Genomic DNA, 14,308 nt, shown 5'->3' with positions numbered 1-14,308 from the left:
GACGGGAACGACGGCGAGGGGCCGGGGAGACGCACTCCCCGGCCCCTCGGTCGTCCCGGTCGTTCCGGGGTGCTCAGCGCTCCAGGAACGCGAACAACTCCTCCCAGCGGTCGGTGATCAGGTCCGGGGCGTAGCGCCGCACATTGGCGAAGGCCGCGTCCCCCATGCGGTTCCGCAGCTCCTCGTCCGCGATCAGGGCGTCGATGTGGCCGCCCAGCTCCACCGTGTTGCCGAGCCGGGCCAGCAGCCCGTCCTCGCCGTCCCGGATGATCTCGCGGACCCCCGGCGCGCAGTCGAACGCGGCGCAGGGCACCCCGGCGGCCATGGCCTCCAGAAGGGTGATCGGGAAGCCCTCGGCGCGCGAGGCCTGGGCGAAGACCGAGGCCTCCGAGAGCGCCCCGAGGACGTCGTCCGTGCGCCCCCTCCACTCCACCGAGCCGTCGAGCCCCAGGTCGGCCGTGCGCCGCAGCAGCCGTAGCTCCTCGTCCCCGGTGCCGTAGATCCGCAGCTTCCAGTCGGGACGGCGGGGCGCGACCTCGGCCCAGCTGTCGAGCAGCATGTCCATGCCCTTCTCGTGCGAGAGGCGCCCGACGGAGACCACGACCTTCCCGGTGCGCGGCACCGGCGCCGGGGGCACGAAGGGCAGGGCGTTGGGCATGTGGCCGACGTTGTCCATGCCGGCCCGGATCCACCGGTCGGCGTCGCCCGGGGTGAGCAGGAGCAGCCGGTCGACGTCCCGGTAGTGCCGCTTCATCCGGGAGAGCCGGGAGGTGGCGGCGCTGGCGGCGTACGACTCGTGCCCCATGCCGATGACCACCAGCCCCCCGGTGTCGGCGAGCGTCACCCACTCCATCGCCCACACCTGGGTCACGATCACCACGGCGCCGGGCCGGGCGGCGGCGAACAGGGCCGTCATCCGGTCGGCGCGCTCCCGCATCCCGGCCGCCCGGACGGCGTGCCGCCGCCGCTCGACGGCGTTGAGCCGGCCCCTGACCCCGCGCAGCGGGCGGACCTGCGGCGGGTGCTCGTCGTACAGCGTGGTGGTGGCGTACGGCAGCGGGCCGGGGAAGTGGTGGCGGCGCCCGGCGGGGGCCGGGGTGATCCCGACGACGTGGACCCGGTGTCCCCGGCCGGCGAACTGCCGGGCCATCTGGTGCGTCCAGGTCGTCACGCCGCCCGTCTCGTCCACGCTGTTGGAGACGATGAAGACGTCGCGCCCGCCGGAGACGGCGGTCCGGCGGGTGGCCCCCCGCTCCTGGTGGCGCGCTTCCGGCGCCTCGTGGGCCTGCTGGGTCACTTCCCGCTCCCGGTGAAGAACGTGTCGACGATCCGGCGCGCCGCGTCGCCCCGGTCGTACTCGCTGAATGCGGCGTTGAACCGGCGCCGCGCCGTCGCGTACTTGGTGCCGGCCTCGTCCCGCAGGCCGGCGATCACCTCGAAGAGGCCGTCCTGGTCGGCCACGACGGGGCCGGGGGCGTGCTCCTTCAGGTCGAAGTAGGTGCCGCGGTTCTCCCGGGCGTACTCGTCGTGGTCGTAGGCGAAGAAGACCATCGGGCGGTCGAGCAGGCCGTAGTCGAACATCACGGACGAGTAGTCGGTGATCAGCCCGTCCGCGAGGGCCAGGAGGGGGGTGACGTCGTGGAGGCCGGAGACGTCGAGGATCCGTCCGCGGACCGACGGCGGGAGCGTGACGCTGTTCAGGTAGTGCGTCCTGATCAGCAGGGTGTGGGTGTCGCCGAAGCGCTCGGCGAACTCCTCGACGTCGAAGGGGAACCGGAAGGGGCGCACCTTGCCGCCCGGCTGGGCGCGGAAGGTCGGCGCGTACAGCAGCACCGGCCGGTCCGGGTCGAGGCCGAGCTCGGCCGCGAGCGGTCCCCGCTCCCTGACGCCCGTCTCCTCCTCCCGCTCGCGGGCCCGGACGAGCTCGTCGTTGCGCGGGTAGCCCACGGGCAGCAGGACCTCGTCGCGCAGCCGGAACGCCCGGCCGAGGGTGCGCCGGTCGTGCTCGCCCCGGATCAGGAAGTGGTCGAAGCGGTCCAGTGCCTTCTGGAAGGTCTCCTGGGCGACCGGGCCGCTCGCCTTGGTGTGCGGCTCGTCGAAGCCCATCCGCTTGAGCGCGGTGCCGTGCCAGGTCTGGAGGTACGTGGTGCCGGGGCGCTTGGTCAGGCGCAGCGGGAAGCCCTGGTTGTCGATCCAGAACTCGGCCTGGGCCAGCGCCCGCAGGTACGGCATGCTCCAGCGCCTCACCAGGACGGCGTCCTCGGGGAAGCCGTCGGGGCGGGCGCCGGCGTAGGACCAGACGGCCTCGAAGGGGACGCCCCGCCGGCGCATCTCCTCGTAGATCGCCCGGGGGCTGTCGCTGTACTGCTTCCCGAGGTGGCTCTCGAAGACCACGAGGCCCTTGCGGATCGGCAGCCTGCTGTACAGCTCGTGGTAGACGCGGAGCTTGTTCTCGCCCGACTTCAGGTCCCGCTTGGCCTTGAGCAGACGGCGCAGCCCGGTCTTCGCCGCTCCGGCGGCGCGCCCGTGCATGGCGCCCTCGATCACCGCCGAGGTGCGCACGGCGGCCCTGCCCTGGGCGGTCAGGACGTACGACAGGTTGCCCTTCCTGGTGATCTGCGGGACGAAGCGGTCGGAGACCAGCTGGGTCAGCCGGGGGCGGACCCGCAGGGGGCGGGCCTCGTCGAGGGGGACGCTGCCCGCGGACACCCGGGTCCTGAGCCGCCGGCCGTCCACGGTGAGGATCAGGCGCACGTCCCAGACGGCGTCGATGACGCCGAGGGGGCGGACCGTGCGGGCGACGTCCGCCCGCCCCTCCCACTCGATCCGGTCGCCGGCGTGGCGGACCGTGGTGACCGGGACGCGGACGGTCCTGCCGCCGACGCTGCGGCGGGCCGAGAACTCCAGCTCGGCGCCGAGCTCCGCGTCCGGGGCGATCCGGCCCAGCGGGTTGACGACCTCCCCGGCGAGGCTGACGACCCCGTCGGTGCCGGAGTACGAGGTCAGCCGGTTGCCCAGGGCGAACGACGTCAGCGGCCGGGTGTCGTGGCCGGCCGCGGTCACGTCCAGGATCCGGCGCCCCTGCTCGGTCTCCAGGTGCTCGGCGCACCAGTAGACCCGTCCGTCCCGCTCGGCCAGCGGGGTGGTGAGCCGGCCGGGGTTGGTGAGCGCGTCGGTGGCCCGGAGCAGGTTCGGCCAGTCCTCCTTGCTCAGCAGATAGGCGCAGACGGCGTGCAGGGGCTGGACCTCCTCGTACGCCCGCGGGTCGATCTCGGCGAGGTAGCCGTTGGCGAGCGCGGCGAACTCGCGCCGGTAGTCCTCGCCGAGCAGCGGCAGGTCGCGCAGGTGGAGGACGAGGTCGTGCTTGAGGAACTTGATGTCCTTGCGGTACTTGAGCTCCTCGTGCCCCTCCGCCTCCAGGAGGGCGTCCACCCGGCGGTGGATCTCCATGCGGTGCGCGAAGTTGGCGATCTCGTGGCGCCGGTTGCTGATCGACTTCGCCGCGGCGCCCTCCTGCACGTTCCAGTGGTAGACCCGGTTGGGGATCAGGGTGATCCGGCGGGCGGCGACATAGGCCCGGGCCGAGAAGAGCAGGTCCTCGTAGTGGATGCCGACCGGGAACTCCAGCTCCCGTTCGAGGAGGAACGCGCGCCGGTAGCACTTGTTCGTCGACAGGGTGTCGAAGACCAGCAGGTCGGGCAGCTCGGTGATCGATTCGAGCGTCCGGGTGCCCGGATAGAGCCAGGGGTACCACTCGGTGGTCCTGCGGGTGCGGCTGTCCAGATGCACGCGCACGCACAGGCCGGAGACCAGGTCGGCACCGGTTTCCTCGGCGGCGGCCAGCATGTTGCGGCAGGCGTTGCGCTCCAGCACGTCGTCACTGTCGAGGAACATGACGTACGTGCCGGTGGCGTGCCGGATGCCGTGGTTGCGGGGCGCTCCGCAACCACCGCTGTTCCGGGGCAGCTGGAACGCCCTGACACGGTCCGGGTGTTCGGCGGCGAGCGACCGTGCGACCGCGAAGGTGTCGTCCTTGCTGCAGTCGTCGACGATGACGACCTCGACGCCGTGCAGCGTCTGCTCCAGCACCGACCGTACGGCCGTCGGCAGACGCTCTGCGTCGTTGTAGGCGATGACGACCACGGAGACGTCAGGCACTTGTATCTCGATTCACTTGTCTTTCCTCCACACGCCTCCAAACTACCTGGTGTTCATGGTTCGTCACGGTGTGTCACCCTCGCGGTTGTGTTCGACCGGGAGCGGGCGGGCCGCCGCTCAGGGCCGGTTCAGCCGGTCCACGCCGTAGTGGGCGGCCGCGCACTGGGCAGCCCAGTCCCGCTCGTACACCGGGGTGAAGAAGGGCTCCGCGAGCCCGCCGATGAACAGGGGGCGGTAGGTCGCCTCCCGGGCGCCCGCCGCCGCCTCCGCGCGGATCCGTGCGTCCTGCCGGTCCCACGCGAGGCTGCGCGCCACCGTCCGGGTGGTCATCGTCTGCACCGGCGCCACCAGGGCCGCCGTACACGCCACGGCGACCGCCCCCGCCACGACGACGGCCGCGAGGCGTGCGATCCGGAGGCCGTCGGGCACGGCGGGTCCGGCAGTCGCGGCGGGTCCGGGCGCGGTGGCGCCGCCCGGCGCGGGGCGGGCCGCGAGCCGCCGTCCCGCCCGGTGGCCGAGCCAGGTCCCGTAACCGCAGAGGGCGATCAGGAACGGCACCAGGAAGCTGGTCCACGTGCGCGCGTACGTCCAGCCGCTCTCCCCGTAACCGCCGCGCAGGCCGTACGCGGCCACGAGGCTCCCGAGCGCGATCAGGGGGACCGGCAGGACGGCGAGGGCCGGGACCGCTCCCTTCGGGAGCCGGCCGCCCGCCGCCGGGCGCGGAGGGGAGGCGAACGCCAGCGCGAGGCCGAGGAGCACTCCGGCGGCGAGGGCGCCCGCGTACGCCCACTGCCCGAGGATCGTCTCCCACATCCGGGCCCAGTCCCGGAGCGTCTCCCCGAACTCCTCCGGGGTCAGGGGCCGCTCCGGCTGCTGGGCGCGCCGCCAGCGGGCCCCGGGGGAGGTGGAGAGCAGCACCAGGCCGATCAGGAGGCCCGCGCACCAGGCGGCGCACCAGGCCGACGCGAACCGGTCGCGGGCGAGACCGAGCCGGGGCAGGCAGAGGACGCCCGCCGCCGCGGCGATCAGCCCGGACATCGCGACGAAGGGCTCGCTGAGGGTTCCGGCCGCCGCGCCGAGCACGACCGCCGAGCCGGCGGCGGCGCCCCGGGCCCACCGGCGGCGGGCACGGGACGCCCACACCGCGCCGAGGGCCGCCCAGGCACCCAGGACGCAGGGGAACGTGTGCGAGATGGTCGCCGGCGCCCAGAGCAGCACCTGGTACGACCGGGTCCCCGCGAAGAACAGCAGCGCCTCCAGGACCAGGACCGCCGCCACGACCACCGGCGCGGGGAACGGCAGGCGCAGCGCCCGCAGCGCCGCACGGGCCAGCAGGAAGAGCCCCGCGCCCAGGGCCACCACCAGGAAGGCGGGCAGCAGCTTCGGCCCCCGCATGCCGTCGGAGTAGACCAGGCCGGTGAGGAAGGCGTTGGTGACGCGCCCGTTCTGCGTGAGGTAGAAGTCCGAGGTGATCCCCAGGACGCCCATGTCCCTGGCCTTCCAGAGGGCGCACCAGTCGTCGGACGTCGGGCGCACGTAGAGACCGAGGAAGGCGCCCACCGAGAGCAGCGCCGCCGCTCCGGCGGCGACGACGAGCGCGACCCCACCAGGCGCCCGGAGCGGTCCCCCCGCCCCCGCCCCGCCGCCCGCCGCCGCCCGCTCCTCCGGCTCTCCCGCCCCGTCGCCCTCGCCGCGTTCCGAGATGGTGGTCCTGCTCACCGGTGTCTACTCCCCCCGGCCCGAGGTCGCCCCTACGGGTGACCAGCGAGTGAAAATGCCACGTACCGCAACATCCTCCCCCCATGCTTTGCTGCATGGACGACATGCCGACCCGGGGCGGCCACGCGGAGGACGCCGGTCGGCCACCCCCACCTCGTACCTTGGCCGCGCTGTTCGAAGACGAGTTCGGTGGTGGTCCTTCAGGACGTACGCTTGCCCATCCCACTGGAGTGACCTTCCCATGACCAGGCTTTCCGTCGTCGTCCCCTGCTTCAACGAGGAGGACGTCGTCGAGCGGTTCGACGCGCGGATGCGCCAGGTGCTCGACGCCCTCCCGGTCGGCTACGAGATCTGCTACGTGGACGACGGAAGCTCCGACGGAACGCTGGGCAGGCTGCGCGAGATCGCCGCCCGGCACCCGCAGCGCACCCAGTACGCCTCCTTCAGTCGCAACTTCGGCAAGGAGGCCGCCATGCTCGCGGGTCTGCGCAAGGCCACCGGCGACGCCGTGGTCATCATGGACGCCGACCTCCAGCACCCCCCCGAGCTGCTCGGGCGCATGCTGGACCTCCATCACCAGGGCCACGACCAGGTGATGGCGCGGCGCACCCGCGAGGGCGACAAGAAGGTCCGCAGCGCCCTCAGCCGCGTCTACTACCGGGCCGTCAACCGCTGGGTGGACGTCGAACTCACCGACGGGGTCGGCGACTTCCGGCTGCTCTCCCGCCCCGCCGTCGACGCCCTGCTCTCGCTGCCCGAGTACAACCGCTTCTCCAAGGGGCTGTTCTCCTGGATCGGCTTCGACACCGTCACCTTCGACTACCGGAACGCCGCGCGCGAGGGCGGCGAGACCAAGTGGAGGTTCGGCTCCCTGGTCAACTACGGCATGGACGGGCTGATCTCCTTCAACAACCGCCCGCTGCGCATCGCCCTCTGGCTCGGCATGATGCTGACCGGGCTCGCCGCCCTGTACGCGGTCTGGGTGACCGCCGCCGCCCTCTCCCAGGGCGTCACCGCCCCCGGCTACGTCACCCTGGTCGCGATCATCGTGGGCCTCGGGGGCGTGCAGATGGTGATGCTGGGGCTGATCGGCGAGTACATCGGCCGCATCTACTACGAGACCAAGCGCCGCCCGCACTTCCTCGTGAAGGAGACCCACCGCTCCTTCGGCCGCGCGGCCGCCGAACGCGCCGCCGCCGAACGCGTCCGCGTCGCCACCACCGAGCGGGAGCGCTGATGGGGGCGGGGGGCGACGGGGGGAGCGGCCCCGCCGAGCAGGGGCACGAGCAGAGGCACGAGCGTGGGCAGGGGCAGGGGCAGGGGCAGGGGCAGGGGCCGGGGCCGGGGCACGAGCAGGGGCGTGCGCGCGGGCGGCGGGCGCGGCTCGCGGAGATCTTCCGCTTCGCCCTCGTCGGCGGGGTCAACACCGGCACGTTCTTCGGCTGTTACCTGCTCCTGCACCCGTGGATGCCGTACTTCGCCGCGTACTCCCTCGCCTTCCTCCTCAGCATGGTCGGCTCCTTCTTCCTCAACACCTACTTCACCTACCGCACCCGCCCCACCTGGAAGAAGTTCGCCCTCTTCCCCCTCACCAACGTCACCAACTACCTGGTGCAGAGCGTCGGCCTGTACGCGCTCGTCACCTGGGCCGGAATGGACGACCGGATCGCGCCACTCGTGGCGGCCGTCGTCGCGATCCCCTTCACCTATCTGATCTCCCAGCGGATCCTGGTGCCCCGCAGCACCGGCCGGGGTCCGGGCGCGGCCGGTCCAGGGAGCGAAACCGACGAGCGGCAGCCCTCCCGGCTCGCGTAGATTGCCTGGCAGCCGCGGCGCCGAGCGCGCGGCGGGCAGGAACGGCCGAGTGAGGACGACGCAGGTGACGACGCAGGTGACGGGTCAGACGGACGGGTCGAGGCAGTACGTGTCGAGGCAGTACGTGACGGAGGCCCGCAGGATCGTCGTCAAGGTCGGCTCCTCCTCCCTCACCACCGCCTCCGGAGGTCTCGACGCCGACCGCGTCGACGCCCTGGTCGACGTGCTCGCCAAGGTCCGCAGCGGCGGCGAGAAGGAGATCGTCCTCGTCTCCTCCGGCGCCATCGCCGCCGGCCTCGCCCCGCTCGGCCTCACCCGACGCCCCAAGGACCTCGCCCGCCAGCAGGCCGCCGCCAGCGTCGGACAGGGCCTGCTCGTGGCCCGCTACACCGCCTCCTTCGCCCGTTACGGCGTCCGCGTCGGCCAGGTCCTCCTCACCACCGACGACACCAGCCGGCGCGCCCACTACCGCAACGCGTACCGGACCCTCGACCAGCTCCTCACCATGGGCGCGCTGCCCGTCGTCAACGAGAACGACACCGTCGCCACCGACGAGATCCGCTTCGGCGACAACGACCGGCTCGCCGCCCTCGTCGCCCACCTCGTCCGCGCCGACCTGCTCGTGCTGCTCTCCGACGTCGACGGGCTCTACGACGGCGACCCGTCCAAGCCCGGCACGTCGAGGATCGCCGAGGTCACAGGCCCCGAGTCCATCGCCCACGTCGAGATCGGCTCGGCCGGAAAGGCGGGCGTCGGCACCGGTGGCATGGTCACCAAGGTCGAGGCGGCCCGGATCGCCGCCGCCGCTGGCATCCCCGTCGTCCTCACCTCCGCGAGCCGCGCCGCCGACGCCCTCGCCGGCCGGGACACCGGCACGTACTTCCACCGCACCGGCCGCCGCTCCGCCGACCGGCTCCTCTGGCTCGCCCACGCCTCCACCCCGCAGGGCTCCCTCACCCTCGACGACGGAGCCGTCCGGGCCGTCGTCGAGGGCAAGAAGTCCCTGCTCGCGGCCGGCCTCGCGGGCGTCGAGGGCGACTTCGTGGCCGGTGACCCGGTCGAGCTGCGCGACACCGGGGGCCGGGCCGTCGCCCGCGGCCTCGTCAACTTCGACGCCAAGGAGATCCCCCGGATGCTCGGCCGCTCCACCCACGAACTCGCCAGGGAGCTGGGCCCGGAGTACGAGCGCGAGATCGTCCACCGCGACGACCTCGTCGTCATCGGCTGAACGCGGCCCGCGGCCGGACGTCTCGTCGACCGTGGGCCGCGCACCGTACGCCATTCGTCGAACGCCATCCGCCGAAACGGCCGAAACTGCGGCCATCCGGAAGGGACGTTCCCCAAAACCGCCCCAAGCGCCGCCTCGGACTGGTCAACTTTGTCCCGGGGGTAAGAGCAAGGCGGGGTACAGCACCACACGCATCACACAGGAGGCCGCCGGTGAGACGAGCGCGCCCAGGGGCACCGCCCCGTGGGACTGCCGAACGCGCCCTGACCAGTGTCGAGGCCGGAGCCGACTTCGACGAGGCACGGGACAGGTCCACGGACAGGAAGACCGAGACCACCACCGACACACGTGAGGCACGCGAGACACGCGCCGAGGAACGGCCCGTGTCCAAGCTCTGGCACATCACCCTCAGCGTGTCGGGCGTGGAGTCGCCGCTGAAGGAGGTGCGACGGGGGCTCGAACAGCTGGCCCACGACCACCCCTTCCTGCTGACCAGCCGCTACGCCAACGATCACGCCGAGATCCGGTACTGGGAGGAGGCCCGGGACCTGCACGACGCGGCGGCCGTCGCCCTGCGCCTGTGGGGCGAACACCGGCAGACCGCCAAGCTGCCGCCCTGGGAGATCGTGGGTCTGGAGGTCATCGACCGCGAGACCTACCACCAGCGGATCGCGGAGGGCTACGGCCCGCCGCCCGCCGCCCCGGTCGGCGTCCACCCCTACTGAGGGACGGGACCCCGGCCGGGGGCGCCCGGAACACGTCCGGGAACGCGACCCGGCCACACCTCCCTGGGCGGATCCGGGATGCGTCCCGGGACGGGTCCAGGGGTACGCCCCGATCCGGGTCCGGGGATGCGTCCCGGGGTCCGTCCAGGGATACGTCTCGGAGTGCGGGATACGTGAGGGATGTCCGCAGGGGTGCCAGTACCCTGCGGACATGACCTCGCTCACGCCCCTCGACAACCTCTCCCCGGTCGCCCGGGCCGCCCACCGGGCCCGTGGTGCCGCCGCCGAAATCGCGCCACTCCCGCGCGCGGCCAAGGACGAGGCCCTCCTCGCCGTCGCGGGCGCCCTCGAAGCGCGCACCGCCGAGATCGTCGAGGCCAACGCCGTGGACATCGCCAAGGCCCGGGAAGCCGGGACCAGCGAGGCCATCGTCGACCGGCTCACCCTCACCCCGGAGCGCGTCCGGGCCATCGCCGCCGACGTCCGCGACGTCGCCGCGCTGCCCGACCCCGTCGGCGAGGTCGTCCGCGGCTCGACCCTCCCCAACGGCATCGACCTGCGCCAGGTCCGCGTCCCCCTCGGCGTCGTCGGCATCATCTACGAGGCCCGCCCGAACGTCACCGTCGACGCCGCCGCCCTCTGCCTCAAGTCCGGCAACGCCGTCCTCCTCCGCGGCTCCTCCTCCGCGTACGCCTCCAACAACGCCCTGGTGACCGTCCTGCGCGACGCCGTCACGGGCGCCGGGCTGCCCGCCGACGCGATCCAGCTCGTCCCCGGCGAGTCCCGCGAGTCGGTCCGCGAGCTGATGCGCGCCCGCGGCCTCGTCGACGTCCTCATCCCGCGCGGCGGCGCCTCCCTCATCAAGACCGTCGTCGAGGAGTCCACCGTCCCCGTCATCGAGACCGGCACCGGCAACTGCCACGTCTACGTCGACGCCGAGACCGACCTCGACATGGCCGTGGACGTCCTGATCAACTCCAAGGCCCACCGGGTCAGCGTCTGCAACGCCGCCGAGACCCTCCTCGTCCACCAGGACGTCGCCGAGGCCTTCCTGCCCCGGGCCCTCGACGCCCTCGCCGAGGCCGGCGTCACCGTCCACGCCGACGAGCGGACCCTCGCCCTCGCCGAGGGCTCCAAGGCCACCGTCGTCCCGGCCACCACGGAGGACTGGGAGACCGAGTACCTCTCGTACGACATCGCCGCCGCCGTCGTCGACTCCCTCGACCAGGCCGTGGAGCACATCCGGACGTGGTCCTCCGGCCACACCGAGGCGATCGTCACCACCTCGCAGGCGGCGGCCCGCCGCTTCACCCAGCTGGTCGACTCCACCACGGTCGCCGTGAACGCCTCCACCCGGTTCACCGACGGCGGCCAGTTCGGCTTCGGCGCCGAGGTCGGCATCTCCACCCAGAAACTGCACGCCAGGGGCCCCATGGGCCTCCCCGAGCTGACCTCGACCAAGTACATCGTCACCGGCGACGGTCACGTGCGGTAACACCTCCTTCCGGTCCGGACGGGCTTTCGGTACGGGCGGGGAGGGTTCGCACTCTCCCTGCCCAAAACCCCCTTCCGGGTCTACTCTGAATCCGTGCCGGACGACGTGGGGGGCAGGCCGTTCCAGAACGGCGGAGACCCCGAGGACTCTGTCGACCGCGGAGGCGCTGACGAGGTCCACGCCGCCGTGGTCTTCGACGAGGACTTCGTGCGGGCCGCCACCGTGCACGAGCCGACCGCGGTCGAGCGGCTCCTCGCCGCCGCCCAGGCCCGTGCCGAGGCCGAGGCGGCCCGCGCCCGCGCGGGCGGCGGACCGGCCGACGACGACCCCTACGGGGACGGCCGCGACCCGCTGGGCCTCACCTACGAGCCCGACGACATCGGCGACGACGACAGCCCCTACGGCCCCCACGGCGGCGCCCTGCGCCCCTACCGGGGCAGCGCCCGCTGGCACCGGCCCGTCGCCTGGGTCCTCGCCCTCGTCATGGGGGTCGGTATGGTCGCCCTCGCCTTCAGCGCCGTCTACCGGGGCGCCTCCGCCAACCGCCAGGACCAGATCCCGCCGCCGGCCACCACCGGGGTCGACGCGCCGACCCCGAACCCGGCCCCGCCCGCGGCCCACGCCCCCGTCGTGGGCTCCGCGTCCCCCGGATAGCCCCCACCGGCCCCTCGGACCTGCTCCTGGCCCGCACGGGGCCCGGGCCGCGACCTCGCCGAGCCCTCGCCCGGCGACCACCGGCCCTCCGCCGCCTCCCTGCCGCACCCCCGTCGGGCCCCGCCCACTCCGATGGCGGAATTCTTCGGAACTTGTCGTGTACCTGGGCGTTTACCGAAGCCCCCGCCGACCTACCCTGAAGGTATGGCAGGGCGTGGCGACCCGCCTGAGGGGACGCCCGAGGGGTTCCCCGGCGGTGAGGACGAGTACCGATCCGTCGTCTTCGACGAGGCGTTCGTCCGTGCTGCCCGCCTCCAGGAGTTCTCCGCCCGGGAACGGATGGGCGAACACGCCCAGGCCGTCCGCAGCCTCTCCTCCGGAACGGCCCGGAGCGGCTCCCACCAGGCCGTCCTGCTCGTCCTGCTCGTCCTCCTCGCCTTCGGCACCGCCGTCTACCTGGGCGTCCGCAACCCGTACCAGCCCCCCGTCGACCAGCGCGCCGAGCCCCTGCGGACCACCGTGGTCCGGCTCGCCCCCAGGGCCCCCGTGCCCGGCGGCGAACCCGCGCGGCTCTTCGCCCACAGCCCGGCCGCCGAGTACCGCGTCGGGGCCGCCGGCATCAACCTGCCGGTCGCCGGACGCACCGTCCACTTCGCCGAGAGCCAGGTCGTCGCCGCCCTCGGCATCGCCGAGGAGTACCTGGTGGCCTCCTCCCTGAACCCCGACGTCCTCACCGGGGCCACCGTGCGGCCCGCGCGCCTGCTGCTCGACCCCGACCAGCAGGCGCAGTTCGACCGGAGCATGGAATCGCCCGCCGACGACGGCCGGCACGCCCCCGCCGCCTGGCTCGTCCGCTTCGACCCCCGGGAGGTCGCCCTCGCGGACCCCGCCGTCCGGGTGCGGGGCACCCTCCGCTTCGAGGAGACCGGCCCCGACGCTTTGGACGTCACGGCGGACCACACGTACACCTACGCCCTCCGCCCGGCTGCGCGGGGCGCCGGTCCGGTCACCGCGGCGTCCCTCTTCGCCGTCCACCGCGTGGTGCACTTCCGCTTCGACCGCGAGGACCTGCGGGCGCATCGCACCGAGCTCCTGAGCAGCACCTCGGAGGCCGGCCCGCAGGCCTGCGACACGGACACCACGGGCTCCCTGAAGCCGCTCCTGGCGGGAGCGCGGGCCCCCGGGGTGGATGACGGCCCGGCGGTCACCGACCCGTACGCCACCGGCCGTCCCGCCGCCCCCTCGCTGTGCGGAGCCCTGTCGCCGAAGGCTCAGCCCTCGTTCTGACCGCCCTCCGCGTCGTCCCGGGCGTCGTCACCGGCCGACGCCTTGCCGCCGTCCGCCTTCGGGGCACCCTGGCCGCCGAACCGGTTGCGCAGCCGGCCGCCCAGGTCGCCCGCCAGGTCACCGGCGCCACCGGCTATGTCCCCGACCAGCTTGAACAGCGGATCCTTGCTGTTCCGCACGGTCTCCGCGTAGTGCCCGGCCGACTCGCGGAAGGAGTCCGAGACCGAGGCGTCCTTGTCCTCCGAGCGCTTCGGGTAGTGCCCGTCCATGATCCGCTGGAAGTCGCGGCTCTCCGACCACTTCTTCAGCTCCGCCGCGCGGACGGCGGTGAAGGGGTGCGACCGCGGCAGCACGTTGAGGATCTTCAGGACCGAGTCCCGCAGGTCCCCGGCCTTCTCGTACTCGTCGGCCTGCGCGAGGAACGCGTCCACGTTCATCTCGTGCAGGTGGTTGCCGCCGGCGATCTTCATCAGACCCCGCATCGAGACCCGCACGTCCTGCCCGACGAGCAGCCCGGCCCGGTCGGCGGAGAGCTCCGACTTGCGGAACCACTCGCGCAGCGCCGTCACGACGGCCGTGATCGCGACCGTACCCAGCGGGATCCAGGCGATCTTGAGCGCCAGGTTCGTCAGGAACAGCAGGACCGTGCGGTACACGGCGTGCCCGGAGAGGGCGTGCCCGACCTCGTGGCCGACGACCGCCCGCATCTCCTCCTCGTCCAGGAGCTCCACCAGACCGGTGGTGAGCACGATGATCGGCTCGTCCAGGCCGATGCACATCGCGTTGGGCTTCGGGTCCTGCGTCACGTACATCGGCGGGACCTTCTCCAGGTCCAGGATGTAACAGGCGTCCCGCAGCATGTCGTTGAGGTGGCTGAACTGCGCGTCGCTCACCCGGACGGAGTCCGAGAGGTAGAGGAGCCGCAGACTGCGCTCCGGCAGCAGTCCGCTGAGCGCCTTGAAGGCCGTGTCGAAACCGCTGAGCTTGCGCAGCGCCACCAGCGCCGAGCGGTCGGCCGGGTGCTCGTAGGCCCGCGAGGAGATGCCGGGGAACCGCCTCCGCTGCCTGCTCGGCGCGCCCCCGTGGTCGTTCTCGGTCATGGATGCCCCCTGTTCGTACGAGTCGGTGCTCGTCCCCCTGACTGCCCCCAGACTAGGCGGTGGCGCTACCGTGTGGCGGGGCCTGTGGATAACTCGGGCACCGAGGACGATCGAAGGGCACGACCGA

At 73.0% G+C, this 14,308-nt stretch carries 11 protein-coding genes; 7 read left to right on the top strand and 4 right to left on the bottom strand.

All coding sequences use genetic code 11. The features are described from left to right. Window positions 1-73 precede the first annotated feature (73 nt). The 3 genes from ACFY7E_RS06855 to ACFY7E_RS06845 form a co-directional block, all read right to left on the bottom strand. Window positions 74-1,204, bottom strand: coding sequence for a glycosyltransferase (locus tag ACFY7E_RS06855; protein WP_389482209.1), 1,131 nt, complete (start codon window positions 1,202-1,204; stop codon window positions 74-76). 89 nt (window positions 1,205-1,293) lie between these two features. Then, window positions 1,294-4,164, bottom strand: a complete 2,871-nt coding sequence (locus tag ACFY7E_RS06850) for a CDP-glycerol glycerophosphotransferase family protein (protein ID WP_389482207.1) — start codon at window positions 4,162-4,164, stop codon at window positions 1,294-1,296. 111 nt (window positions 4,165-4,275) lie between these two features. Then, window positions 4,276-5,877: a hypothetical protein gene (locus ACFY7E_RS06845; protein WP_389481569.1), complete on the bottom strand. Its 1,602-nt coding sequence runs from the start codon at window positions 5,875-5,877 to the stop codon at window positions 4,276-4,278. A 241-nt stretch (window positions 5,878-6,118) separates the two neighbouring features. Here ACFY7E_RS06845 and ACFY7E_RS06840 point away from each other — a divergent pair, with 241 nt between their 5' ends. The 7 genes from ACFY7E_RS06840 to ACFY7E_RS06810 all read left to right on the top strand — a co-directional run bounded on the left by ACFY7E_RS06840 (window position 6,119) and on the right by ACFY7E_RS06810 (window position 13,081). Beyond that, window positions 6,119-7,114 carry a glycosyltransferase family 2 protein gene (locus ACFY7E_RS06840; protein WP_389481567.1) on the top strand — a complete coding sequence of 332 codons (996 nt, stop codon included), beginning with the start codon at window positions 6,119-6,121 and terminating at the stop codon, window positions 7,112-7,114. A gap of 155 nt (window positions 7,115-7,269) precedes the next feature. Beyond that, window positions 7,270-7,692, top strand: coding sequence for a GtrA family protein (locus ACFY7E_RS06835; RefSeq protein ID WP_389482205.1), 423 nt, complete (start codon window positions 7,270-7,272; stop codon window positions 7,690-7,692). Between the two features lie 124 nt (window positions 7,693-7,816). Further along, a complete protein-coding gene (gene proB / locus ACFY7E_RS06830) occupies window positions 7,817-8,920 on the top strand; it encodes a glutamate 5-kinase (protein WP_383440845.1) in 1,104 nt (367 codons plus the stop codon). A gap of 212 nt (window positions 8,921-9,132) precedes the next feature. Beyond that, on the top strand, window positions 9,133-9,645 hold the full coding sequence (locus ACFY7E_RS06825) for a hypothetical protein (protein ID WP_389481565.1): 513 nt from the start codon (window positions 9,133-9,135) through the stop codon (window positions 9,643-9,645). A 211-nt stretch (window positions 9,646-9,856) separates the two neighbouring features. Continuing rightward, window positions 9,857-11,140: a glutamate-5-semialdehyde dehydrogenase gene (locus ACFY7E_RS06820; protein WP_389481563.1), complete on the top strand. Its 1,284-nt coding sequence runs from the start codon at window positions 9,857-9,859 to the stop codon at window positions 11,138-11,140. A gap of 93 nt (window positions 11,141-11,233) precedes the next feature. Beyond that, the gene (locus tag ACFY7E_RS06815) at window positions 11,234-11,794 is read left to right on the top strand and encodes a hypothetical protein (protein WP_383440827.1); all 561 of its coding nucleotides are present in this window, start codon (window positions 11,234-11,236) and stop codon (window positions 11,792-11,794) included. 204 nt (window positions 11,795-11,998) lie between these two features. Continuing rightward, window positions 11,999-13,081, top strand: a complete 1,083-nt coding sequence (locus ACFY7E_RS06810; protein ID WP_389481561.1) for a hypothetical protein — start codon at window positions 11,999-12,001, stop codon at window positions 13,079-13,081. On the opposite strand, the gene ACFY7E_RS06805 is transcribed toward ACFY7E_RS06810, so the two are convergent. Then, entirely contained in the window at window positions 13,066-14,181 is a 1,116-nt protein-coding gene (locus ACFY7E_RS06805; protein ID WP_389481559.1) for a M48 family metallopeptidase, read from the bottom strand. The genes ACFY7E_RS06810 and ACFY7E_RS06805 overlap by 16 nt on opposite strands. Window positions 14,182-14,308 lie beyond the last annotated feature (127 nt).

The organism is Streptomyces sp. NPDC012825, assembly GCF_042900925.1.
Lineage (GTDB): Bacteria > Actinomycetota > Actinomycetes > Streptomycetales > Streptomycetaceae > Streptomyces.
This window is presented reverse-complemented; position numbering and strand designations above follow the sequence as displayed.

What these genes read in the sequence shown, in the direction of transcription:
- ACFY7E_RS06805 (WP_389481559.1), bottom strand. Translation starts at nt 14,181, where the DNA reads ATGACCGAGAACGACCACGGGGGCGCGCCGAGCAGGCAGCGGAGGCGG.
- ACFY7E_RS06820 (WP_389481563.1), top strand. Translation starts at nt 9,857, where the DNA reads ATGACCTCGCTCACGCCCCTCGACAACCTCTCCCCGGTCGCCCGGGCC.
- ACFY7E_RS06810 (WP_389481561.1), top strand. Translation starts at nt 11,999, where the DNA reads ATGGCAGGGCGTGGCGACCCGCCTGAGGGGACGCCCGAGGGGTTCCCC.
- ACFY7E_RS06840 (WP_389481567.1), top strand. Translation starts at nt 6,119, where the DNA reads ATGACCAGGCTTTCCGTCGTCGTCCCCTGCTTCAACGAGGAGGACGTC.